The following is a 23713-nucleotide window of genomic DNA, read 5'->3' on the forward strand; positions in this document are numbered from 1 at the left end:
GCAACAAGGAGAGCCGCCTGGAGCGGCGTCAGCGCCTGCCAGCCGAATGGCAGCGACAGCAGCGACATGACGCTCGCCGTCACCGAAAACCACAGCACGATGGTCGCCGTGCGCTCGCTTTGCACGAGATTGCGCACCAAGAGCATGGCGACGGCCGAGATCGCCGCGGCGACAAGAGCGGCGATGACGCCAAGCACTTCCTGGTCGTCGAGCGCCTCGTCGGAACTCAGCAGCGTCAGTTCCGGCCAGGAGATGATCAGCACGCCGACCAAGCCGACCGCGACCGCACTCCAGCGATAGACACGGATGGCCTCGCCGAGGAAGATGGAGCTGAACACCACCACCAGCAGCGGCTGCGCGTAGTTCAGCGTGATCGCTTCCGGCAGCGGCAGCCGGGTCAACGCAAAAAAGCCGAGCCCCATGGCGCAGACGCCGACAAGGCCGCGGGCGATGTGGTTGAACGGACGGTTGGTGGTGAAGGCAGTGCCGAGTTCTTTCCTGAAGGCCAGGAAGGCGATGATCGGGAAGATAGCGAAGAAAGAGCGGAAGAAGACAATCTGGCCGGCCGGAACCGTGCCTGCGGCTTTGATGCAGGTCTGCATGCCGACGAAGACCGCCACCGACACGATCTTGAACATGATGCCGGTTAGCGTGTTGTGCCCGCCGGCATCATTGCCGGCTGTGGCCGGGGGGCTGCCGGGGCCTGCTGTCACGCTCCCGACGCTTCTCGGATGGTCGCCCAGATACGCGCCGGCGTTGCCGGCATGTCGATGTGCTTGACGCCATAGGCGCGCCAGAGCGCGTCAGTCACCGCATTGAGTGCCGCCGGCGTCGAGCCGATGGTGCCGGCCTCGCCCGCGCCCTTGATGCCGAGTGCATTGGTGGTCGAAGGCACGTTGCGGGTCTCGAAATGGAAGAACGGGAAATTGTCGGCGCGCGGCATGGCGTAATCCATGAAGCTCGCCGTCAAAAGCTGTCCGTCCTCGCCATAGATGGTGTCCTCGGTCAGTGCCTGGCCGATGCCTTGCACGACGCCGCCATGCACCTGGCCGGCGAGCAGGATCGGGTTCACGGTGACGCCGAAATCGTCGACGATGGTGTAGCGGACGATCTCGGTCGCGCCGGTGTCGGGATCGATCTCGACCTCGCAGATATGAGTGCCGTTGGGATAGGTGCATTCGTCCTGCACGAACTCGCCAAAGCCCTTGAGATCATCCGGCGTCTTGGCGGCCTTGGCGATGGCGGAAAAATCGATCGAGCGATCGGTGCCGACGATGCGGGCAACACCATCAGACAGCTCAATGTCGCCGGCCGAGGCTTCAAGCTCGTCGGCGGCGATGCGCTTGATCTTGTTGGCCAGATCCTCGCCCGCGCGGGAAGCCGATACACCCCCCAGCGGTATGGAGCGCGAGCCGCCGGTGCCGCCGCCGGCTTTCAATTCATCGGTATCGCCCTGGCGGACATGGATCTTGTCGATGTCGAGATTGAGCTTTTCCGACAGGAACTGGGCATAGGCGGTGGCGTGCCCCTGTCCGTTGGTCTGGGTGCCGATCTTCAGCGTCACCGTGCCATCGCCGTTGAGTTCGACGAAGGCCGGTTCGGAGCCCGGAAAGGCACAGGCCTCGATATAGGTCGCCATGCCGAGGCCGCGGATTTTTCCGCCGGCCTTCGATTGCGCCAGCCGCTCGGGAAACGCTTTCCATTCGGATTGCTCAATAGCGCGCTCCATATGGCCTTCGAATTCACCGGTGTCGTAGAGGCGGCCGGTTTGCGTCCGGTAGGGAAATTGCTCCGGCCGGATGAAGTTGCGGCGGCGTATCTCCTCGACAGGCAGGCCGAGATCGTGGGCGCAGGCATCGACCAGCTTTTCCAGCAGGAAGGCTGCTTCCGGCCGGCCGGCACCGCGATAGGCATCGACCGGGCAGGTGTTGGTGTAGAGGCCGGTCACCGAGACGTCGAGCGCCTGGATATCGTAGACACCGGTCGACATGGTGACGCCGATATAGGGGATGAACGGGCCGTATTGCGAGATATAGGCGCCGATGTTGGCGAGCAGGTCCACCTTCATGCCGAGAAAGCGGCCGTCCTTGTCCAGCGCCATCTCAGCCGTGACGACATTGTCGCGGCCTTGCGCGTCGGTCAGGAAGTGCTCCGTGCGGTCACCGGCCCATTTCACCGGGCGGCCAAGCCGCTTTGCCGCTTCCAGCACCAGCGGATATTCGCGGTAGACGAAGCTCTTCGGCCCGAAACCACCGCCGACATCAGGCGTGATGACGCGCAGCTGGTCCTTCTTGATCTTGAACACGCTGGCCAGGATATACTGCATGGAGTGCACGCCTTGCGACCCGGTGGTCAGCACGAAGCGCTTCTCCTCGACGTTCCATTCGCCGATCGCGGAGCGCGGCTCCATGTAGTTGCACACCAGCCGGTTGTTGACGAACTCGATGCGGGTGACATGGGCGGCCTTGGCGAAAGCCGCTTCGCTCTTTTTCTTGTCGCCCATGTGGTAGCTGAAGGCGCGGTTGGAACCAAGCTCCGGCCAGACCAGCGGCGTGCCTTCGGCCAATGCCGTTGCCGTCCCGGAGGCCGCATCTTCGCCGTCATAGTCGACATCGATCAGTTCGGCGGCATCCTGCGCCAAGGCTCGGCTGTCGGCGACGACGAAGGCAACGGCATCGCCGACATAGTTGACGCGGTCGCCGCACAGGATCGGGATGTCGCGCGTCGGAGCCTTGGTGCCGTCCGGCTGTTCCTGCATGACGCCGGATTTCAGATCGCCGAGATGGGCAAGATCCTTGCCGGTCAGCACCAGATGGACGCCAGGTGCCGTCTTCGCCGCCTCGGTCGAACCGATGGTGAAGCTGGCCTTGGCGACCGGCGAGCGCAGGACATAGCCATGCAGGACGCCAGCCGGCTGGATATCGTCGGTATAGCGGCCCTGGCCCTGGATGAAGGCGGCATCCTCGCGCCGCAGCACGGATGCGCCCATGCCGAATTTCGGTGTGACGACGGTCATGGGTGCCTCGTGATGATGACAGGAGAAGGAACGCCTGAAATAGGCATTGCCTCAGTTTTGTCGAGGGGCCGTTTCGTGTAAAGAGCGCGGACTTCAAATTTCTTGGACCAGCGGACACAATCCGCCGCCAACGCAATCGACAGGAAAACCCACGGAATGCGCACGGACACCGGCCAGGTCTTCAAACTCGAAGACTATCGCCCCAACGACTACCTCATTCCGAAAACCGACCTTACCTTCCGCCTTTCGCCAGACGCAACGCGTGTCACCGCCGTGCTCACGGTAGAACGCCGTGACGACGTCTCCGTGTCGGCACCGTTGGTGCTCGACGGCGACGGGCTGACGCTCAAGCGCATCGAGATCGACGGCAAGAAGGTAAAACCGGCGGATCTGCTGGCGACGCCTGACCAGTTGACCATCCTCAAGCCACCGGCGGCGCGTCGCTTCCAGTTGCTCATCGAGACCGAGGTGGCGCCGGCGGGCAACGAAGCCCTGATGGGCCTCTACCGCTCGAGCCATGTCTACTGCACGCAATGCGAAGCGGAGGGCTTTCGCCGCATCACCTATTTTCTCGATCGTCCCGACATCCTGTCCGTCTACACGGTGCGCATAGAGGCAATGCGTGACGAAGCGCCGCTGCTCCTGTCCAACGGCAACCTGGTCGACAGGGGCGACCTCGGCGACGGCTGGCACTATGCAGTGTGGCACGACCCTTTCCCCAAGCCATCCTATTTGTTCGCGCTGGTGGCCGGCAATCTCGGCCAGGTTGCGGACAGTTTCGTCACGCTATCGGGCCGCACGGTCGAACTCGGCATCTATGTCGAGCCCGGCAAGGAGAAGCTGGCCGGCTACGCGATGGATGCCCTGAAGCGGTCGATGAAATGGGACGAGGAGGCGTTCGGCCGCGAATACGATCTCGACGTCTTCAACATCGTCGCCGTGTCAGACTTCAACATGGGCGCGATGGAGAACAAGGGCCTCAATATCTTCAACGACAAATATGTGCTGGCCGACCGGGAGACCGCGACGGACGCCGATTTCGCCAATATCGAGGCGATCATCGCGCATGAGTATTTCCACAATTGGACAGGCAACAGAATCACTTGCCGCGACTGGTTCCAGCTCTGCCTGAAGGAAGGCCTGACGGTTTTCCGCGACCACGAATTCTCCGCCGACCAGCGCTCGCGCGCGGTCAAGCGCATCGCCGAAGTGCGCACCTTGCGCGCCCACCAGTTTCCCGAGGACCAGGGTCCGCTGGCGCATCCGGTGCGGCCGCGCCGCTACCGCGAGATCAACAATTTCTACACTGCGACGGTCTACGAGAAAGGCTCCGAAGTGGTGCGGATGATCCGCACAATTCTCGGTGCCGACGTCTTTCGCGCCGGCATGGACCTCTATTTCGAGCGACACGACGGTGACGCGGCGACGATCGAGGATTTCATCAAGGTGTTCGAGGATGCGTCCGGCCGCGACCTGTCGCAGTTCGCGCTCTGGTATCATCAGGCAGGCACGCCGAACCTGACGATCAGTTCGACGCACAATCCGGCGGCGCAAGAGTTCACGCTCGAAATCGAGCAGTCGGTACCGCCGACACCCTCCGAAAGCCGCAAGCGGCTGATGCACATCCCGCTGGCTTTCGGCCTGATCGGCGCCGGCGGCAAGCCTGTGCCGTATAGCGGCGTCGAGGGCGCCAGCGTCGAGGACGGCGTCATCCATATCCGCAAGCGTCGCCACATGGTGCGGTTTTCAGGCGTCACCGAGCGCCCGGCCGTGTCGCTCAACCGCGGCTTTTCGGCGCCGGTGACATTGTCCGTCGAGCAGAAAGCCGACGACCAGTTCTTTCTCGCCCGCCATGACAGCGACGCCTTTTCGCGCTGGCAGGCCTTCAATACTTTGCTGACCGATGCACTGATCACCGCCTTCCGCGAGATCCTCGGCGGCAAGCAGCCGGCCTTTGCACCGCGGCTGATCGAACTCGCCGGCAGCATCGCCGGCGACGAGACGCTGGAGCCGGCCTATCGAGCACTGGCGCTGGCATTGCCCGGCGAAGCCGACATCGCCCGCGACATCGGCCGGAACATCGACCCCGATGCTATCTATGCGGCTCGCGAGGCACTGGCGTTGGCGATCGGCACTGCGAACCGGGACGCTTTTTCGGGCCTTTACCGCGGCCTTGCAGACAAAGCAGCGTTCAGCCCCGACGCGGCGAGCGCCGGACGACGCGCCTTGCGCAACACCTTGCTGGATTATCTGTCGCTGCAGCCGGGTGGAGCAGCACTCGCCGCCAGGCATTTCCAGTCGGCGACCAACATGACCGACCGCGCGGCAGCACTTGCCGTGCTCGCGCATCGTCACCACGGTTCGCCCGAGGCGGTCGAGGCGCTGGCGGCTTTCGAGACGACCTATGGGTCCGACCCGCTGGTCATGGACAAATGGTTCCAGATCCAGGCCAGCGTTCCGGGACCGCAAACCGTCGACACCGTGAAGGCCCTGACCAACCACCCGGCCTTCTCGATGGGCAATCCGAACCGGGTTCGCTCGCTGATCGGCACCTTCTCCAGCGCCAACCAGACCGGCTTCCATCGTGCTGACGGCGAAGGCTACTGGTTCTTTGCCCAGACTGTGCTCGAGGTTGAAAAGCGCAACCCGCAAGTGGCGGCCAGGCTGGCGACGGCGCTCAGATCGTGGCGTTCGCTCGAACCTTTGCGGCAGGCCAAGGCCAGGGAAGCGCTGCTGTCGATCGCCGGCGCCGAAAACCTGTCGGCGGATCTGCGGGATATTGTCGAGCGCACGCTGGCGTAGGGAGAGCGATCTCCCCCACGAGGGGGGAGATCGACCATTTCGACGTTATTTTAGTCGATTTTTAATCTTTTTTGGCCGGACCACTGGACAAGGCGAATCACCTTTGATTCTTTACTGACGATTCGGATGTGCGGCGTTTGCCGGATCACCAAGCAGCATAGGCAAATTCGGGGAGTGCCATTTATGGCGAAGGCGGACGCGTGGGGCGCGCCCGGAGGGACGGCTTTTGCGCGTCGTGAGACGCGCGGCGACGGTCTTGCCGGGAATACGCGGCTCATCGCCGAACCGGCCTATCGACGGCTTCTGGCCGCCGAGCCGCTGCTGCGCCGATCGATACCCGTCCTCATCATCACCTTCCTGATCGTCATCGCGGCGCTGCGCGTGCTGTCGCTGATGAACGAGCGCGACGATGTCGAGCGCAATGCCAAGGCGATCCTGACGCTGGCGGCGGGCCAATTGGCCAGTTCGCTCGCCACCACCTCGGAAACGGTGCCCGGCGCCATACAGGACCTGCTGGAGACCACCAGCCGTCAGGGCGCGATGGGCCGCAGCCATGTGCTTGTCATCACCGACAGCGCTTTCAAGATCGTCGCGGTGACGCCGCGCTCCATGCCATGGCAGGGCCATTCACTCGACGGCCTCGTCGAGGGCGGCCAGCCCTTGTTCATGTTCGGCGATCGTGCCGGCGTCATGGACGTCAACATCGACGGACGGGATTGGTACGCGGCGGTCAGCCTGGCGGATGGCGGAAAGGGCGCATCGGCGGCCCTGGTGCCACAGGACGCGGTTTTCGATGCCTGGCGCAAGACCGTTTCACTGAACGTCACCCTGTTCGTGCTGACGGCCGGCGTGCTGATCGTCATCCTCTATGCCTATTTCGGCCAGGCGGCACGTGCGCAGGCGGCTGACCGCATCTATCTCGAAGCGCATCAGCGCATCGATATGGCGCTGGTGCGCGGCCGCTGCGGCCTGTGGGACTGGGACATGGTGCGCGGCAAGATGTACTGGTCGCGCTCGATGTACGACATGCTCGGCTACAAGCCCTGCGACACGATGCTGTCCTTCGGCGAGGTCGATCAGATCATCCATCCCGAGGACGGTGACCTGTTCGAACTCGCCAACAGAATTGTCGCACGCGAGATCGATCATATCGACCAGGTGTTCCGGATGCGGCATTCCGACGGCCAATGGGTCTGGATGCGCGCACGGGCACAGGTCATCGATCCGGAAGCGCCGGAGATCCAGCTGATCGGCATTGCCGTCGACGTCACCGAACAGCGTCATCTGGCGCTGCGTTCCGAGGCTGCCGACCTTCGCCTCAGGACGGCGATCGAGAACATCAACGAATCCTTCGTGCTGTGGGATTCGACGCAGCGCCTGATCATGTGCAATTCCAAATACCAGCAGGACAATGGGCTTTCGGACCGCGACGTGATGCCGGGCACCGCGCGCGCGGCGCTGGAAGAACGCATGCTGGCCTTTGCTTCCGAACGGCGGCTCGCCCACACCAGCGGCCTGCAGGGCGGCGCCACTTTCGAGCGCCAGCTGGCCGACGGCCGCTGGCTGCAGGTCAACGAACTGAAGACCCGGGACGGCGGCATCGTCTCGGTCGGCTCCGACATCACCCAGATCAAGCTGCACCAGGAGAAGCTGGTCGACAGCGAGCGCCGGCTGATGGCGACGATCCATGATCTCAGCCTGGCGCGGCGGGCCGAAGAGGAGCGTTCGCGCGAACTGGTCGACCTCAACCGCAAATACATGAAGGAAACCGAACGCGCCGAAGCGGCGAACCGGGCCAAATCCGAGTTCCTGGCCAACATGTCGCATGAGTTACGCACGCCGCTGAACGCCATCATCGGCTTCTCCGAACTGATGGAACAGGGGCTGTTCGGCCCGCTCGGATCGGAGCGCTACGAGGAATATGCCACCGACATCAACAGCAGCGGCAAATATCTCCTGGGCGTCATCAACGACATTCTCGACATGTCCAAGATCGAAGCCGGCCAGTTTTCGCTGGACCGGGAAGAGATCGACCTCGGCCCGCTGATCAGCGAAACCGTACGCGTCGTTTCGCTGCAGGCGGCGCAAAAGGCCATCACCGTGGAAACGCGCATTGCCGATGCGCTGACGCTGGTCGCCGATCGCCGTGCGATCAAGCAGATCGTCATCAACCTTTTGTCCAATGCGGTGAAGTTCACCGGCCAGGGCGGCCACATATCGGTCAGGGCCCGCAACACATCCGGCGCGCTGGTGCTGACGATCGAGGACAATGGCTGCGGCATCCCCAAGGATGCGCTCGGCAAACTCGGACGGCCTTTCGAGCAGGTGCAGAACCAGTTCTCCAAGAGCCATGCCGGGTCCGGCCTTGGTCTTGCCATCTCACGTTCACTGGCCGAACTCCAGGGCGGCGCGCTGAAGATCCGGTCGAGCGAAGGAGTCGGCACGATCGTGTCGGTGCGCATCCCGGTGAAGAAGGCCGCGCCGGCGATCAAGGCCGCAGCCTGAAGATTTCATCACCATTCCAGGCTTGATCCCACCTCGCAGGCCCGAGGTGAGATGCTTTGACAAAACTATCTATTTTATCTATTTTAGATAGAAAAGAGAGGCATTGCTATGCGAGTGACTTCAACAGAATTCCAGCAGAATGTCGGGCGTTTCCAGGACGTTGCCCAGCGTGCGCCGGTCGCAATCACAAAGAATGGCCGGACCCACACGGTACTCCTGTCGGCGGCGATGTTCGAGGTGTTGGTCAAGGGACGAGTCGCCCGTAACGCGGAAGAATTGGACGATGAGACGCTGAACGCCATCGCCGAAAGCGCCGTACCGAGCGAATATGCCGGGCTCGATGCGATGCTTAAAGACTGGACACCGTGAGCCTGCCCAAACCTATCCCGGGTCTGTTGATTTCCTATTCTTACCTCTGGGTGAGAGAACACAAAAAGGGTGCCGAAGAAGGTCGCAAAAACCGACCATGCGCCATTGTCGCCGCGCGCCGGGTCGTGGAGGGCCGTGAAGTTATAACGGTCGTTCCGGTCACACACTCGCCACCGGCTGATCCTGCCGATGCAGTAGAAATACCTGCGCCACTCAAAGCCCATCTCGGCCTCGATGATACGCCGTCATGGATCGTCGTGACCGAAACCAATGACTTCCTCTGGCCGGGTCCCGATCTCAGGCCCATCGCGGGCAGCAAACCGTCCCGATCGACTATGGCATGCTGCCGCCGCGTTTCTATGCCTATCTGCGCGACCGGATTTTGCAGTCTCACGCGAGCCGGGCGCTCCAGCAGATTCGGCGAACAGAGTAGCTGCATGAGACCGGAAGAGCACGAAACGTCTTCGGTTCCAGGGGACGATCGCTTCACGGTCATCCCGTACGAAGCAAAAGATCGAAATCCTTCCTGACCGTCTGCGACGTCTCCTTGAGGTGTGCTTCCAGCACACCGAAATCCGGCAGGTCGGTCACCGCCAGAAGCAGATCCGAAAGCCCCGGCGGAACGTCGTCGCGCTCAAAGGCTCCGGTGAGGCACAGCCGCGTCATCTGGGTCAGTGCAAGATAGAGCGCGTAGGCGTCGCCAAGCTCCTGCCTCACCCCGGCATCCGCGAAGCCCGGTGCCAGGCGCGACAGGATCTCGGCGGTGCCGGTGGCGCGGCGCCCGGTCTCGACCTGCCCGGTAATGACGGCCACCTGGGCGATGAATTCCAGATCGATCAATCCTCCGGGAATAAGCTTGATGTCCCAGAGATCGCGCGGCGGCTTTTCCTTCTCGATCATAGCCCGCATGTCCGCAGCCTCGGCCATCACCTTTGCAGCATCGCGCGGCTGGCCCAGCACCGCCGCTACTTCCGCTTCAACCTCGCCACACAGGCTGGCGTCGCCAGCAATGGCACGGGCGCGGGCCAGCGCCATGTGTTCCCAAGTCCAGGCTTCCTGGCGCTGGTATTTCTTGAAGGCATCGATATGGGTGGCCACCGGTCCCTTGTTGCCGGACGGCCGCAGGCGCAGGTCGAGTTCGTAGAGCACCCCCTCCGCCGTCGGCGCGGACACCGCCGCGATCAGCCTTTGCGTCATGCGGGTGTAGTAATGCGAAGGTGCCAGCGGCTTGTCGCCATCGGACTCTTCGGCATCCGGCGCGTGGTCGTAGAGCAGGATCAGGTCGACGTCCGATCCGGCGGTCAGCTCGCGGCTGCCAAGCTTGCCCATACCGAGCAGCGCAACCACACCGCCGGCAATGGTGCCGTGGCGGGCCGCGAATTCGGCCGTCACCGCCTGCAACGCAGCCTCGATGGTGAGATCCGCCAGATCAGAAAAGGCGCGGCCGGCCCGCGCCGGATCGATCGAGCCGGCGAGCAGCCGGACACCGATCAGGAATTTCTGCTCGGAGGCAAAAATGCGCAGCCGGTCGAGCACATCCTCGTAAAGCCGGTCGCCCTCGACGAAGGCGGAAAGCCGCGCCGACAGATAGGCGCGGTCCGGTAGTTCGGTGAGCAAGGCCGGGTCGAGCAAACCATCGAAGACATGCGGCCTGCGGGTGATGATCGCCGCCAGCCGGGGGGCGGCCCCCATGATCGTCGCCAGAAGCTTCAGCAGGGCAGGATTGGACTGCAGCAGGGAGAACAGCTGGATACCAGCCGGCAGGCCGGCGAGAAACTCGTCGAAGCGCATCAGAGCTTCGTCGGCCCGGCGCGTCTGGCCGAAGGCGCGCAGCAGCGCCGGCGTCAGTTCCGTCAGCCGCTCGCGTGCCTCCGCCGACTGGGTGAGGCGATAGCGGCCGAAATGCCAGCCACGGATGACGCGGCAGATGTCGCTTGGCCGCTGAAAACCGAGCCCGTGCAAGGTCTGCAGCGTATCGGGATCGTCCACATCGCCGGTGAAGACCAGGTTGCCGATGCCGGTCGACAGTTCGGGTGCTGTTTCGAACAGTGCCGCGTAGTGGCGTTCGACCTGCTGCAGCGAGGCACGGAACGCTCGAGAAAAGGCAGAAGCATCGGCAAAGCCGAGCATGCGGGCGATGCGCTCCAGGCCTTCATCATCTTCCGGCAGCGTGTGCGTCTGCTCGTCGGCAACCATCTGCACGGCATGTTCGACGCGGCGCAGGAACCAGTACTGGCGGGCAAGCGCATCGCGCGCCTCGGCGGTGATCCAGCCGCGGGTCGCAAGCTCGCCGAGCATCGGCACGGTCTCGCGGCCACGCAGTTCAGGGAAGCGTCCGCCGGCGATGAGCTGCTGGGTCTGGACGAAGAACTCGATCTCTCGAATGCCGCCGCGGCCAAGCTTGACGTTGTGGCCCTTGACCGCAATCTCGCCATGGCCCTTGTGGGCGTGGATCTGGCGCTTGATCGAATGGACGTCGGCAATCGCCGCATAATCCATGTATTTGCGCCAGATATAGGGCTGCAACTCCTTGAGGAAGGCCGCACCCGCGGCCAGATCGCCTGCCACCGGGCGTGCCTTGATCATCGCGGCGCGCTCCCAGTTCTGGCCGCGTGCCTCATAGTAGCGCAGTGCCGCCTCGACCGGGATCGCCAGCGGTGTCGAACCGGGGTCTGGGCGCAGTCTCAGATCGGTGCGGAAGACATAACCGTGTTCGGTGCGGTCCTGCAGGATGCGCACCAGGCGGCGCGTCAGCCTCGAAAACAACTCGGTGGCATCGAGCGGATCGACGACGGCGGGCGCTTCCGGATCGAAGAAAACCACCAGATCGATGTCGGAGGAAAAATTCAGCTCATGCGCGCCGAGCTTGCCCATGCCGAGCAGGATCCAGCCCGACTGTTTCGACGGATTGCCGACATCCGGCAGTTTGAGTTTGCCCTGGCCATGCGCGTCACGCAGCAGGAAGTCGACGGCCGCACGGGTGCAGGCGTCTGCAAGATCGCTCAATCGCCGGACCGTCAGCGCCGTTTCGGCCTCGCCGGCAAGATCGGCCAGCGCGATGAGGAAATGCGCCTCTGCCTTCCACTGGCGCAGCTCCATCATCAAGCCGGATTCCGAGACTGCTTCGGCTAGATGCACCTGGTCGATGGCGGCGCCGATCACCTTCAGTCGAGCCTCGATCGTCTGCTCGAACAGCCCGTCCAGGATTTGCGGCCGGCGGCGTGCCGTATCGCGCAGGAACGGCGACAGATCGAAGACGGCGGCGAGGAAATCCTGGCCCTCGCCCTTGCCGGCCAGGAACTTGGCCAGCCGCGTCAGCCTCTCTTCGCGCGCGGCGGAAGCGATCTCGGCCAGTTCCAGCCGCGCACGCTCCTTGTCGAGCGGGGCAAGCCTGGCAGCCGGCTTCAGCAGCCATCCAGTCTCCACCCGCTTGGCTGAAGTGCTCATCAGTGATCCTTCCGAGCCGGGAAACTCATGACCACGGATAGTCCAGGATTGCCAGGCAAGAGTTCAAGCCGGCCATTGTGGAACGTCATGACCGCCTTGGCGAGGCTGAGGCCAAGACCGGAACCCGGCTGCGAACGGCTCTTCTCCAGCCGCACGAAACGTTCCGTGGCCCGCGCCCGGTCGCCATCGTCGGGAATGCCGTGTCCATTGTCGGCAACCGACAGGCGAACGTCCGTACCGGCTCGCTCGAGCGTGACGCGCACCGCCGGCTGGGCATTGGCGCCGGTCGAATATTTGATGGCGTTGTCGACGATGTTCGACAGCGCCTGACCGATCAGTTCGCGGTTGCCGTTGACGGACACCGCGTCGCGCGCGTCTGCTTCCAGCGACACGCCTGCCTCTTCCGCCACCGGCTCGTAAAGCTCGACAACGTCGCGCACGGCCTCCGCCAGATCGACGCGGTTGGTGTTCTCCGAGGAGTAGCCAGCCTCCAGCCGGGAGATCATCAGGATGGCGTTAAACGTTTTTATCAGCTGGTCCGACTCGGCAATAGTGCCTTCCAGCGCCTGCCGGTAATCGGTGGGCTTTTGCTTGCCCGAAAGCGTCGCTTCGGCCCGGTTGCGGAGCCGGGTCAGCGGCGTCTTCAGATCATGCGCGATGTTGTCGGAAACCTGCTTCAGGCCTTCATTCAGCGTGGCGATCCTGGCCAGCATGGCATTGAGATTTTCGGAGAGCCGGTCGAACTCATCGCCAACCCCCGTCACCGGCAGCCTGCCCGACAGATCGCCGCCCATAATGCGGCGGCTGGCTTCCGACACGCTGTCGATGCGCTTCAGCGCGGCGCGGCCGACAAAAAACCAGATCAGCAATCCGCCCAGCCCCATCATGCCGAGCGCCAGCATCAGCGCACGGCGGATGACCGCACGAAACCGTTCCGGCTCGCCAAGGTCGCGGCCGACCAGCATGATCATCTGGTTCGGCAACCGCAGCACCAGCGCAATGGCGTTGTGGCCCTTTTCGCCCTGCGCCTGCGCATCGTTCTGCTCGGATTGGGTGGTGGTGCCCTGCTCGGCGGGAAGGTTGCGCAGGCGCTCGAGCTCTCCCTCGCCAAAACGCTGATAAGAGAACGGACTGCTGGTCCAGCCTTCGGTTTCGAGAACGCCCGGCTCCAGGCTCTGCACATTGCCGGTCAGGATCTGTCCGTTGGCGTCGGCGATCAGATAGAGGTTGGCGCCGGGCTGGCGCGAGCGGGCCTCGACTACACGGACCAACACCGGCAGACCGCCACGTTGATAGGCGCGAGCCAGACCGAGCACCTCGTCATTGATGGTGTCCTGTGTCTGCCCGGTCAGCATGCGCGCCGACAACGAGGTCATGTAGAAGACGAGCGCCACCGCGCAGAGCGCGAAGAGCAGGAGGTAGAGCGCCGAAAGCCGCGCTGCCGTCGTCTTCATGATGGCTGGCACGGAAAGAGCCATGCCGCAGCTAGCCGCTCTTCAGCATATAGCCGGCGCCGCGAACCGTATGCAGGATGGGCTTGTCGAAGCCCTTCTCGATCTTGCCGCGCAGCCGCGAGACATGGACGTCGATGACATTGGTCTGCGGATCGAAATGATAGTCCCAGACATTTTCGAGCAGCATGGTGCGCGTCACCACTTGGCCGGCATGCCGCATCAGATATTCGAGCAAGCGGAATTCACGCGGCTGCAGCGTTATCTCGCGTGACGCACGGCGTACCGAATGCGACAGCCTGTCGAGTTCGAGATCGCCGACGCGGTAGACGGTTTCGGCTTCCTTGGCGCTGGCGCGACGGTTCAGAACCTCGACGCGGGCGAGAAGTTCGGAGAAGGCATAGGGCTTTGTCAGGTAATCGTCGCCGCCGGCGCGTAGACCCGTGACCCTATCATCGACCTCGCCGAGCGCCGACAGGATCAGCACCGGCGTTGTGTTGCCCCTGGACCGGAGACCGGCAATGACCGACAGGCCGTCGCGACGCGGCATCATCCGGTCGATCACCATCACGTCGTAGTCGCCGGCGTCGGCGAGCGCAAAGCCGGTTTCGCCGTCACCAGCGACATGCGCGGTGTGACCGGCCTCGGCAAAGGCTTTCTGCAAGTAATCCGCAGCCTCGCGATCGTCTTCTATGACGAGAATCTTCATAGGGCTGTTATACGCGATTTCGCCGGAAGGTTGAGTGGCAGACATCTGCATTGTGGCCTTTGCCAAAGCGCACCGCGATCAAGATTGCCGAAGCCGTACGCGATAAAGCTGCTCGCTGCCGATGTCATTTTGCGTCGGATCGCGGAAGCGCTTTTGAAAGTGTGCGGCAGCGGACGATGCCGCCGGGGGAAGGCGCGATGACTGACTAACGCGCGCTTCTCCATGCTTTCCCCTACGGCGGCTCGGGGGTGTTGAAACTGCCGCACTGGAAAAGTCCAACGTGCCGCCGGAACGCCCTCACCCACCTGGAAAGGCCGAGAGATCGCTCCGGGGCCAACCTCAGCCCTTGGCGACGGGCAGCGCTACGAAACGATTGGTGTCGTCGCGGGTGATCTGCATCAGCACTGCCTTGCGGCCGGATTTGACTGCATCGGTCATCGCCTTGGTGACGTCGTCGGTGCCGTTCACTTCGGTCGAATTGACCGATGTGATGACGTCGCCCGGCTGGATACCGCGATCGGCGGCATCGCTGTCGGGATCGACATCGGTCACCACCAGTCCCTTGCCGTTTTCAGACTTGGTAACGGTCAGGCCGAGATCGGCCAGCGTGTCGGGCTTGGCCGGGGCGGCGGGCTGCTGCTGGTCGACAGAGGCCTGCTTGTCGCTCGAGGGCAGTTTGCCGAGATCGACCTTGACCGTCTGGCTCTTGCCGTCGCGCCACACGGTGACGTCGACCGATTTGCCAGGCGAATAGGCGCCGATCAGCCGGGCCAGTTCCTTCGGCGAAGCGACATCCTTGCCGTCGACCTGGGTGATCACGTCACCGGCCGTGATGCCCGCCTTCTTGCCGGGACCATCGTCCTGGGCACTGGAAACCAGTGCGCCGTTGTTGGACTTCAGACCAAGCGACTCAGCGATGTCGGAGGTGACCGGCTGGATTTCCACACCGAGCCAGCCCCGCTGCACGGAACCGCTCTTCATCAGGTCCTGAACGACCTGCTTGGCGGTCGAAGCGGGGATGTCGAAGGCGATGCCGACGCTGCCGCCGGACGGCGAGAAGATCGCGGTGTTGATGCCGACGACCTGGCCGTTGAGGTTGAAGGTCGGACCGCCAGAATTGCCGCGGTTGACCGATGCGTCGATCTGGATGAAGTCGTCATAAGGGCCAGCGCCGATGTCACGGCCGCGGGCGGAGACGATGCCGGCGGTGACGGTTCCACCAAGGCCGAACGGATTGCCGACGGCCACCACCCAGTCGCCGACGCGAACCTTGGAGTCATCGGCGAAGTCGACATAGGTAAACTTGCCGACGCCGTCGACCTTGAGCACGGCGAGATCGGTGCGCGGGTCGGTGCCGACCAGCTTGGCGTCGAGTTCCTTGCCGTCATGCATTACCACGGTGAAGGCCGAGCCTTCCGAAACAACGTGATTATTGGTGACGAGATAGCCGTCATCCGAGATGAAGAAGCCCGAGCCCTGGGCAACCGGCCGCGGCTGATCGTTGTTGCGGTCGCGGTGGCTGAAGCGCCTGTTGCCGCCACCCTGGCCGTCCTGGTCACCAAAGCCACGGAATTCCTTGAAGAAGCGGCGCAGCTGTGGATTGTTGGGCAGGTTGTTCATGCCATCCTGGTCGTCGGACGGGTCGGAGCCATCATCGGCGGCCGGGCTGATCTTGGCCTTGACCTTGACACTGACAACGGCGGGAGAAACGCGCTCGACGACATCGGCGAAGCCCGGCACCTGCGGCGCCTCGACGCGCACGGCATCGGCCAGAACAGGGCTGGTTCCGCTGGTCAGCGCGCCAACCCCGATCGCACCGGCCACGGCGACAGATGCGACGGCAGCCATGAGACGCTTGCGGGTGACGGAATATGAATTGGGGGCAATATTCATGGATTTCTTATCCTCTTTCAACGGACGCTATTTGGTCGGCATCCTCAGGAAAGGAGAATTAGAGCGGCACACATTACAGCGCCATTTCCGACACATGAAACTTTGGTAATGTTTGCGGGTGACGGCGGACGTCAGTCGCGGCGCAATATGGCGTCCAACGATGCCTGTTCTTCGGCGGACAGGGATTTTGTTGCCAGCACGCGGCGCGACCGCGCGGTCAGCACGATGAAAACACCTCCCACCAGCAACAGCAGGACGGGCGTGCCCCATAGCAACGCATTGCGCAGGTCGAAACGCGGCTTCAGCAGCACGAACTCGCCATATCGCGAAACCACGTAGTCCATGACCTGCTGGTCGGTGTCGCCGGCGACGAGGCGCTGACGCACAAGGACGCGCAGGTCGCGGGCAAGGTCGGCATCGGATTCGTCGATCGACTGGTTCTGGCAGACCATGCAGCGCAAGCCTTCCGACAGCGCCCGCGCCCGCGCCTCCAGCGTCGGATCAGGCAGCACCTCGTCAGGCTTCACCGCCGAGGCCGTGCCGGCAAAGAACAGCGCCAGCAGCAGGACAATGGAGGTCAGAGAAAACCGCGCGTTCATGGCAGGGTCGCGGATGGCACCGCGCTCGCCTGCTTGCGCCGCCGCGACGGCGCGCCGACGCGCAGGCGCCGGTCCATCAGTGACATCGCCGCGCCCGCCATCATCATCAGGCCGCCGCCCCAGATCAACGTCACCAGCGGCTTCCACCACAAACGCACGACGACGGAACCGTCATTGCCCTCGTCGCCGAGCGAGATGTAGAGCTGCGAGAAACCAATCGTCCTGATGCCCGATTCCGTCGTCGTCATCTGCCGCACCGGATAAAACCGTTTGGCGGAGCTGATTTCGCCAACAGGGCTGCCGCTGACGCCGATCAGTTCGAAGCGGCCGAGATCCTCGCTGTAATTCGGTCCCTGGGCCGGATAAAGCCCGACGAAACGCAGCGTATGGCCGGACAGTTCGACGGTCTCACCGGCATGCATCGACAGGATCTTCTCGGTGCCGAAGCAAAGTGTGCCGACGATGCCGAGCGTGGTCAGGCCGAGGCCAAGGTGAGCGAAGGCGGTGCCGAAGACCGAGCGCGGCAGGCCGAGCAAGCGCCTGACCTTGATCCCCGCTGCGACATTGCCGACCCCCGATTTGACGGCGAGATCGGTGAGCGCGCCAAGGATCAGCCAGACGGCAAGGCCAACGCCCAGAGCTGCGAACACCGAGGCGCCGTCGATGAACAAAGCGGTGACCAACGTCGCCAGCAGCGCCGCTGCAAATGCCACCATCAGGCGCTGCGCGACGGCGAAGACATCGCCGCGCTTCCAGGCAAGCAACGGCCCGAACGGAACCACGAGCAGCAACGGTACCATCAGCGGTCCGAAGGTGAGATTGAAGAACGGCGCGCCGACCGAGATCTTGTCGGCTGAAAAGGCTTCGACGGCGAGCGGATAGAGTGTGCCGACGAGGACGGTCGCCGTCGCCGTCGTCAGGAACAGATTGTTGAGGACCAGCGCCCCTTCTCGGGAAATCGGCTGGAACAGGCCGCCGGTCGTCAGCCGGGAAGCGCGCAGCGCAAACAGCGCCAGCGAGCCGCCGATAAACAGCGTCAGTATGCACAGGATAAACACGCCGCGCGTCGGATCGGTGGCAAAGGCGTGCACCGAGGTCAGCACGCCTGAACGCACGAGGAAGGTGCCGAGCAGCGACAGCGAAAAGGTCAGGATGGCGAGCAGCAGCGTCCAGATCTTCAGCGCCGAGCGCTTCTCCATGACGATGGCCGAATGGAGCAGCGCTGTGCCCGCCAGCCACGGCATGAAGGAGGCGTTCTCGACCGGATCCCAGAACCAGAAACCGCCCCAGCCAAGTTCATAGTAGGCCCAGTACGATCCCATGGCGATGCCGCCGGTCAGGAACATCCAGGCGACCAGCGTCCACGGCCGCACCCAGCGCGCCCAGGACGCGTCGATGCGGCCTTCGATGAGGGCGGCGACCGAGAAGGAAAAACAGATCGAGAAGCCGACATAGCCGAGATAGAGGAACGGTGGGTGGATGGCGAGGCCGAGATCCTGCAGGATCGGGTTGAGATCGCGGCCTTCGATCGGCGCCGGATTGAGCCGGATGAACGGATTGGACGTCGCCAGGATGAAGAGGAAGAAGGCGGCGCCGATGGCGCCTTGCACCGCAAGCACATTGGCGCGCAGCGTCGCCGGCAGGTTGGAGCCGAAAGCGGCGACGAGCGCGCCGAAGAAGGTCAGGATCAACACCCAAAGCAGCATCGAGCCTTCATGATTGCCCCAGGTTCCGGTGATCTTGTAGATCAACGGCTGCAAGGAATGCGAGTTTTCCCACACGCTTGCCACCGAGAAATCGGAGCTTGCATAGGCACTCGCCAACGCTGCGAAGGACAGCGCCGTCAAGGCAAAGCCGGTCACCGCGACCGGACCGCCGACGGCCATGAGGCGCTGGTTGTTCAGGCGCGCGCCAAACAGCGGCACCACCGTCTGCACCAGCGAAAGCGCAAACGCCAGGACGAGGGCGAAATGTCCGGTTTCAACCATGCCCGTGATCCATTGTCGCTCTCCTGCCGGAGCTATTCACTCTTGTTCTCCTGCCAGACGCCCTTGGCCTTGAGGCCGTCCGCAACCTCCTTGGGCATGTAGCGCTCATCATGCTTGGCCAGCACGCTATCGGCAACAAAAACCCCGTCCGGGCCGAAAGTACCCTCGGTGATGACGCCCTGCTCTTCGCGGAAAAGGTCGGGCAGGATTCCGGTGTAGGTGACCTTGACCGATTTGTGCGTGTCGGTGACCGAAAAGCCGACCGTGGCCCCCTGCCCGCGCTGGATCGTGCCTTTTTCGACCAATCCACCCAACCGGATGCGCTGGCCAGGCTGGACGCTTGCGGTGGTGAGATCGGCCGGCATGTAGAAAAAGGAGGCCTTCTGGCCAAGCGCGTAAAAAGTCAGCCCGGTCGCGGCACCCAGGAAGACCAGCCCGCCCGCGATCACCGACAATCGTTTCTGCTTGCGCGTCATGTCTTGTTCTACTCCGTCGCCGCAAGGCCAAGCGAAGCGGCAAAGGCGGTGAATTTCTTCGCCTGCTCACTGTCTGCGCCAAAGACGGCGATGGCGCGACCGAGCGCCTCACGCGCCTGATCGGCCTTGCCGAGCACGACATAGGAACGAACGAGCCGCATCCATCCTTCCGGATCGCGGGGATTTTGCCGCAGTTTGTCGTCGAGGCCGGCGACCATCGTGTTGATCATGGCCTCCCGATCCTGCGGCGACATCGAGGATGCGGCGTCGAAATCGCCGGCATCGGGACCGTTGGTGGCGCCGGAAGCGACGTCGGAGCCTCCGGATTTGGCGAGCGCCTGCTCGACGGCACCGCGCCATGGCGAGTCCGGCGGCAATCTGCCCAGCATCGCCTGCCATGCCGTGGTCGCTTCCTTGGCGCGCCCCTCCTGCGCCAACGCCATGGCCAGGTAGAAACTCGCCTTCGCGTTGGCCGGATCGAGCTTCAGGGCTGCCTCGAAAGCATCCTGGGCATCGGCCGAGACAATGCCGCCTGCCGCGCTGGCGATCGCCTCGCCGAGACCGGCCTGGCGAACGGCGCTGTCGCCATCGAGCCGAATGGCGTTGCGATAGGCTCCCGCCGCGTCGGAAAAGCGCTGCATGCGCAGATAGACCGGTGCGAGCACGTCCCAGCCCCTGCCGTCGGTGGGATTGGCGGCCAGATGGGCTTCGGCCCGCGCCACCAGCTCGTCGACCGAACTGTCGGCGGGATTCTTGGCCAACCGCTCGCTGAGCGGTTGCGACGGCAGGTCAGGAGAGCCAAGCTGGACATAGAGCCCCCAACTGACCAGCGGCACCGCCAGCACGGCTACGGTTGCCACCAGCCTTGCCGTGATCGACGCTCGGCCAGGGTTTGCGGCGCCGGCGGTACCCGCATTGTCAAGGCGAAGGATGCGGCGAGCGATCTCGGCGCGGGCCTCGGCGGCTTCGGCCGGCTGGATCAAGCCACGCGCGGCGTCGCGGTCAAGCTCGGACAATTGGTCCCGATAGACTTCGAGATCATGTTCGCCGCTCGACGACGCGCCCTTGGCGCTGGCGGCCAGCGGCAGCAGCACCGCCAGGCTTGCACCCAGCGTGAGAATGGCGGCTATGACCCAGAACAGCATGGTTCTTCCAATACCGGCAGAGCTCTGCCGTGCCAACAGATGCATGCTGCGACGCTTTGACGACGCCAGCCGCCAATCGTCGGCAGACGGTCGTCAGGTCAGCGGCGTCCAGCTGCCATCGGCGTTGCGGCAAGCGGTTCCACGCGCCGTGACCCCGGCGCCGGCGGAAAACACCGTCTGCGTGTACTGGCGGCAGTCCTGCGAACCGACGCGGTACGGCTGGGCCGGAACCACCTCGCCGTAGCGCGAAGCCTGAGCGCCTTTCCACGTCACCTTCTGGCCGCTGGTCGTATATTCCAGCGCCTTGTATTCAGCCTCGAGCGCGCTGCGCTTCTCGGTCTCGCTGAGGCCGTTGCCGATCGTCCCGCTGATGAGGCCGCCGCCCATCGCCGAAATGATCGTCGTGGTCACCTTGCCGCGGGAAGGAGGTGTCGAGGCCGGTGTCACTGCTATGGCTGGACCCTTGCCGCTCAAGGTGGTGCAGCCGGAAACGGCCAGCAATGCGGAAACGAGAGCGACGCGAATCTTCATGCCAACAACCGATTTTCTTGAGTGGGAGCCTGCCATGGATGCGCCGGGGGCCGCGTCATCGGAGAAGTTGGCGTGGCCATAGTATTGATATTTGTCGGAAATTTGGCCGCTGCCACTGCGAGACCAATCGACATGCCGCCAATAACATCTCCCGTCCCTCTATGTCGATTGGACCTGGTGAACATCACTGAAGGCTCCGCAATCGCACCACCGCCTTCAATCCGCCCATACCGGACCGTTCGAGCGCCAGAACGCCTCCATACTCGTTGACAAGGTCTGCGACAATGGCCAGCCCCAGACCTGTTCCGGGCTTCGTCTCGTCCAGACGCCGTCCCCGCTTCAGAGCCTCGCGCGCCTTGTCCTCGGGAATGCCCGGACCGTCATCCTCTATGCTGATCTCGAACAGGCCGGCCGGGTCGTCCTTGCCGGTCAAGGGCACGACCGAAACCTGCACCGCGCTCTTTGCCCATTTCATCGCGTTTTCAAGGAGATTGCCCAGCAATTCCTCAAGATCCTCGCGCTCGCCGGCGAAGACGATTTCGGCCGCCGGCAGCGACAGCGACAGATTTGTCTGCGGATTGAGCTTTTGCAGAACCCGCACCATGCGCTGCACCAGCGGCGTCACCGGCGTGCGGTAGACGACGCTGTCGCGCTGTGCCGCGACGCGGGCGCGCTGGAGATAGTGTTCGACCTGCTTCTGCATGGAAGCGGCCTGTTCGGCGATCAGCTGCCCCTTGGCGCCGCCGAGCGCGCGGCCCTCGTTGAGCAGTACCGCCAGCGGCGTCTTCAGCGAATGGGCGAGATTGCCGACCTGTGTTCGCGACCGCTCGACGATGCGCCTGTTGTTTTCGATCAACGCATTGGTTTCATTGGCAAGCGGTTCGATCTCGGCCGGGAAGCGGCCGTCGAGCCTCTGCGCGGTGCCCTCGCGCACCATGGCGAGCGCGTTCCTGACCCGGCGCAGCGGCTGCAGGCCGAGCAGGATGGCGATCGCGTTGATGGCGATCATGCCGACGCCGAACAGGCTGAGATAGGTCAGCAGGCGGCGCTGGAAGGTAGCGATTTCCTGTTCGAGTTCGCTCTGGTTGCCCATGACGCGGAAACGCGCGGCCCGGTTCTTGGCGTCGAGAACGAATTCGCTCTCGAAAACTTCGAGTTGCTCGCCGTCGATGCCTTCAGCTGCGTAGCTGCGCTGAAAGCTGGCATTGAACGGCACCTCGGCAACGCTCGGTGATGGGATCGTCGTGGTCATCGACGACGAGTGGAGATCGCCATGCACGCCCTCCGAAGCGGGCTCGACCGACCAGTACCAGCCCGAATTCGGCTCCGAGAACCGAAGGTCGCCGAGGTCTGGCGCGCCAGTCAGCGCTCCGCTCTCGGAGATGCCGATCGAACCGATCAGGTTGAACAGATGCGCCGAAAGCAGGCTGTCGAAGCCGCGCTCGCTGGCCTGGCGGTATAGGGTGGTGATCAAGGTGAAGATGACAACGAGCGTCACGATCGCCCAGACCGTGGAAAAGGCGATAACGCGGAACGTCAGCGAACGCGGCCACAAACGCAGCGAAAGCGGCGTCCTTGCGGTTGGTTTGAGCGGTTCCGAGTTACGCCTCCGGCTCACGCATGCGGTAGCCCATGCCGCGCACGGTTTCGATCATGTCGATGCCCATCTTCTTGCGCAGCCGCCCGACAAACACCTCGATGGTGTTGGAATCGCGGTCGAAATCCTGATCGTAGAGATGCTCGACCAGTTCGGTCCGCGAGACCACTTCGCCCATATGGTGCATCAGATAGGCGAGCAGGCGGAATTCGTGCGACGTCAGTTTCAGCGGCACGCCGTCGACATCGGCCTTGGAGGCCTTGGTGTCGAGACGCAGCGGCCCGCAGGTCAGTTCGGACGAGGCATGGCCGGCTGCTCGCCGGATCAGGGCTCGTAACCTCGCCAGCACCTCCTCGATGTGGAACGGCTTGGTGACGTAGTCATCGGCGCCGGCATCGATGCCGGAGACCTTGTCGCTCCAGCGGTCGCGCGCCGTCAGGATCAGCACCGGCATCTTGCGGCCGCCGCGCCGCCAGCGCTCGACCACACTTATGCCGTCCATCTGCGGCAGGCCGATATCGAGCACGACCGCGTCATAGGGCTCTGTGTCGCCAAGGAAATGGCCTTCCTCGCCGTCGAAGGCGCGGTCGACGACATAGCCGGCATCGACCAGCGCATCCGATATCTGCCGATTGAGATCCTTGTCATCTTCGACGACGAGTACACGCATGCGGAGTTCGATACCTGTTGAAGAGCTTTGTCAGATTGAAGGGCTTGGTCAGATGAAGAGCTTTGTCAGATTGAAGACTGGGGCAGATATAGGCCGATTCCGGCGGCCTGGGAAACGTAGCCTAAGGTTGATTGGGTCAGTTCAGCGGAACGACGATCTCGGAACGGCGCGGACGTTGTCCGTCCTTGCCTGGAACGAGCACCACGATGACACAGACAGGCTGACCGCCGCGCGTCGATTGCGAGGCCTTGGCCAGCGTTCCGCCATTCTGCTCGGCCACCTGCTGGCCGATGGCGTAGCAATCGGACGCAGCCAGTACGATCGGGCTGGCCAGGTCGGGCGGCGCGATGACCGGTATCGCCATCGCCTGCGACGCGAACAGCCCGGCAGCACAAAGCGCCAGTGTCGCGGTTCGGAGGGGGGAGCGAAGCGTTTTCATGACCGGCGTTGTAACGCATCGGTGCTGAACGTGAAATGAACGGTGAACGCCGCTGAAAACATCCTCGCCACACCCC

17 protein-coding genes are annotated in these 23713 nt (G+C 63.5%); 3 read left to right on the top strand and 14 right to left on the bottom strand.

All coding sequences use genetic code 11. The features are described 5' to 3' along the window. Together EOB59_RS36375 and EOB59_RS16085 are read right to left on the bottom strand one after the other, a co-directional pair. Nucleotides 1–638 (bottom strand): DMT family transporter (locus tag EOB59_RS36375; RefSeq protein ID WP_245486651.1); only part of this gene is annotated, 638 nt, incomplete at its 3' end. 71 nt (nt 639–709) lie between these two features. After that, entirely contained in the window at nt 710–3016 is a 2307-nt protein-coding gene (locus tag EOB59_RS16085; RefSeq protein ID WP_128288780.1) for a xanthine dehydrogenase family protein molybdopterin-binding subunit, read from the bottom strand. Nucleotides 3017–3172: 156 nt separating this feature from the next. On the opposite strand from EOB59_RS16085, the gene pepN reads away from it, so the two are divergent. The 3 genes from pepN to EOB59_RS16100 all read left to right on the top strand — a co-directional run bounded on the left by pepN (nt 3173) and on the right by EOB59_RS16100 (nt 8692). Further along, entirely contained in the window at nt 3173–5818 is a 2646-nt protein-coding gene (pepN, locus tag EOB59_RS16090; protein WP_128288781.1) for an aminopeptidase N, read from the top strand. 183 nt (nt 5819–6001) lie between these two features. Next, nucleotides 6002–8323, top strand: a complete 2322-nt coding sequence (locus tag EOB59_RS16095; protein WP_128288782.1) for a PAS domain-containing sensor histidine kinase — start codon at nt 6002–6004, stop codon at nt 8321–8323. A gap of 108 nt (nt 8324–8431) precedes the next feature. Next, nucleotides 8432–8692, top strand: coding sequence for a type II toxin-antitoxin system prevent-host-death family antitoxin (locus EOB59_RS16100; protein ID WP_127810918.1), 261 nt, complete (start codon nt 8432–8434; stop codon nt 8690–8692). Nucleotides 8693–9184: 492 nt separating this feature from the next. Here the strand turns inward: EOB59_RS16100 and EOB59_RS16110 are convergent, their stop codons facing one another. The 12 genes from EOB59_RS16110 to EOB59_RS16165 form a co-directional block, all read right to left on the bottom strand. Beyond that, nucleotides 9185–12139 (bottom strand): bifunctional [glutamine synthetase] adenylyltransferase/[glutamine synthetase]-adenylyl-L-tyrosine phosphorylase, encoded by a 2955-nt coding sequence (locus EOB59_RS16110; protein WP_127810919.1) that lies wholly within the window; start codon nt 12137–12139, stop codon nt 9185–9187. Next, nucleotides 12139–13617 (bottom strand): HAMP domain-containing sensor histidine kinase, encoded by a 1479-nt coding sequence (locus EOB59_RS16115; protein WP_128288783.1) that lies wholly within the window; start codon nt 13615–13617, stop codon nt 12139–12141. Before EOB59_RS16115 ends, EOB59_RS16110 begins: the two co-directional genes overlap by 1 nt. Nucleotides 13618–13624: 7 nt before the next feature. Next, nucleotides 13625–14299, bottom strand: a complete 675-nt coding sequence (locus tag EOB59_RS16120; protein WP_023812818.1) for a response regulator transcription factor — start codon at nt 14297–14299, stop codon at nt 13625–13627. Nucleotides 14300–14638: 339 nt separating this feature from the next. Continuing rightward, entirely contained in the window at nt 14639–16192 is a 1554-nt protein-coding gene (locus tag EOB59_RS16125) for a Do family serine endopeptidase (RefSeq protein ID WP_127270962.1), read from the bottom strand. Nucleotides 16193–16323: 131 nt separating this feature from the next. Then, entirely contained in the window at nt 16324–16791 is a 468-nt protein-coding gene (locus EOB59_RS16130; RefSeq protein ID WP_127321625.1) for a cytochrome c-type biogenesis protein, read from the bottom strand. Next, on the bottom strand, nt 16788–18779 hold the full coding sequence (locus EOB59_RS16135) for a heme lyase CcmF/NrfE family subunit (RefSeq protein ID WP_128288784.1): 1992 nt from the start codon (nt 18777–18779) through the stop codon (nt 16788–16790). The genes EOB59_RS16130 and EOB59_RS16135 overlap by 4 nt, the downstream gene beginning before the upstream one ends. Before the next feature lie 32 nt (nt 18780–18811). Then, nucleotides 18812–19255 (bottom strand): cytochrome c maturation protein CcmE, encoded by a 444-nt coding sequence (ccmE, locus tag EOB59_RS16140; protein ID WP_127321624.1) that lies wholly within the window; start codon nt 19253–19255, stop codon nt 18812–18814. Between the two features lie 8 nt (nt 19256–19263). Next, complete coding sequence (gene ccmI, locus EOB59_RS16145; RefSeq protein ID WP_128288785.1) at nt 19264–20400, bottom strand: c-type cytochrome biogenesis protein CcmI; 1137 nt, start codon at nt 20398–20400, stop codon at nt 19264–19266. A gap of 93 nt (nt 20401–20493) precedes the next feature. After that, on the bottom strand, nt 20494–20931 hold the full coding sequence (locus EOB59_RS16150) for a hypothetical protein (protein ID WP_128288786.1): 438 nt from the start codon (nt 20929–20931) through the stop codon (nt 20494–20496). A gap of 184 nt (nt 20932–21115) precedes the next feature. Beyond that, nucleotides 21116–22549 carry an ATP-binding protein gene (locus EOB59_RS16155; RefSeq protein ID WP_128288787.1) on the bottom strand — a complete coding sequence of 478 codons (1434 nt, stop codon included), beginning with the start codon at nt 22547–22549 and terminating at the stop codon, nt 21116–21118. Further along, nucleotides 22533–23198, bottom strand: coding sequence for a response regulator transcription factor (locus EOB59_RS16160; RefSeq protein ID WP_023812809.1), 666 nt, complete (start codon nt 23196–23198; stop codon nt 22533–22535). Before EOB59_RS16160 ends, EOB59_RS16155 begins: the two co-directional genes overlap by 17 nt. 136 nt (nt 23199–23334) lie before the next feature. After that, entirely contained in the window at nt 23335–23637 is a 303-nt protein-coding gene (locus tag EOB59_RS16165; protein ID WP_127380058.1) for a hypothetical protein, read from the bottom strand. Nucleotides 23638–23713 lie beyond the last annotated feature (76 nt).

The sequence above is a fragment of the Mesorhizobium sp. M7A.F.Ca.MR.176.00.0.0 genome (genome assembly GCF_004023165.1).
In the GTDB taxonomy this organism is placed as follows: Bacteria; Pseudomonadota; Alphaproteobacteria; order Rhizobiales; family Rhizobiaceae; genus Mesorhizobium.

Coding starts and splice junctions, on each gene's coding strand:
- EOB59_RS16085 (WP_128288780.1), bottom strand. CDS start 3,016: ATGACCGTCGTCACACCGAAATTCGGCATGGGCGCATCCGTGCTGCGG.
- pepN (WP_128288781.1), top strand. CDS start 3,173: ATGCGCACGGACACCGGCCAGGTCTTCAAACTCGAAGACTATCGCCCC.
- EOB59_RS16095 (WP_128288782.1), top strand. CDS start 6,002: ATGGCGAAGGCGGACGCGTGGGGCGCGCCCGGAGGGACGGCTTTTGCG.
- EOB59_RS16100 (WP_127810918.1), top strand. CDS start 8,432: ATGCGAGTGACTTCAACAGAATTCCAGCAGAATGTCGGGCGTTTCCAG.
- EOB59_RS16110 (WP_127810919.1), bottom strand. CDS start 12,139: ATGAGCACTTCAGCCAAGCGGGTGGAGACTGGATGGCTGCTGAAGCCG.
- EOB59_RS16115 (WP_128288783.1), bottom strand. CDS start 13,617: ATGGCTCTTTCCGTGCCAGCCATCATGAAGACGACGGCAGCGCGGCTT.
- EOB59_RS16120 (WP_023812818.1), bottom strand. CDS start 14,299: ATGAAGATTCTCGTCATAGAAGACGATCGCGAGGCTGCGGATTACTTG.
- EOB59_RS16125 (WP_127270962.1), bottom strand. CDS start 16,192: ATGAATATTGCCCCCAATTCATATTCCGTCACCCGCAAGCGTCTCATG.
- EOB59_RS16130 (WP_127321625.1), bottom strand. CDS start 16,791: ATGAACGCGCGGTTTTCTCTGACCTCCATTGTCCTGCTGCTGGCGCTG.
- EOB59_RS16135 (WP_128288784.1), bottom strand. CDS start 18,779: ATGGTTGAAACCGGACATTTCGCCCTCGTCCTGGCGTTTGCGCTTTCG.
- ccmE (WP_127321624.1), bottom strand. CDS start 19,255: ATGACGCGCAAGCAGAAACGATTGTCGGTGATCGCGGGCGGGCTGGTC.
- ccmI (WP_128288785.1), bottom strand. CDS start 20,400: ATGCTGTTCTGGGTCATAGCCGCCATTCTCACGCTGGGTGCAAGCCTG.
- EOB59_RS16150 (WP_128288786.1), bottom strand. CDS start 20,931: ATGAAGATTCGCGTCGCTCTCGTTTCCGCATTGCTGGCCGTTTCCGGC.
- EOB59_RS16160 (WP_023812809.1), bottom strand. CDS start 23,198: ATGCGTGTACTCGTCGTCGAAGATGACAAGGATCTCAATCGGCAGATA.
- EOB59_RS16165 (WP_127380058.1), bottom strand. CDS start 23,637: ATGAAAACGCTTCGCTCCCCCCTCCGAACCGCGACACTGGCGCTTTGT.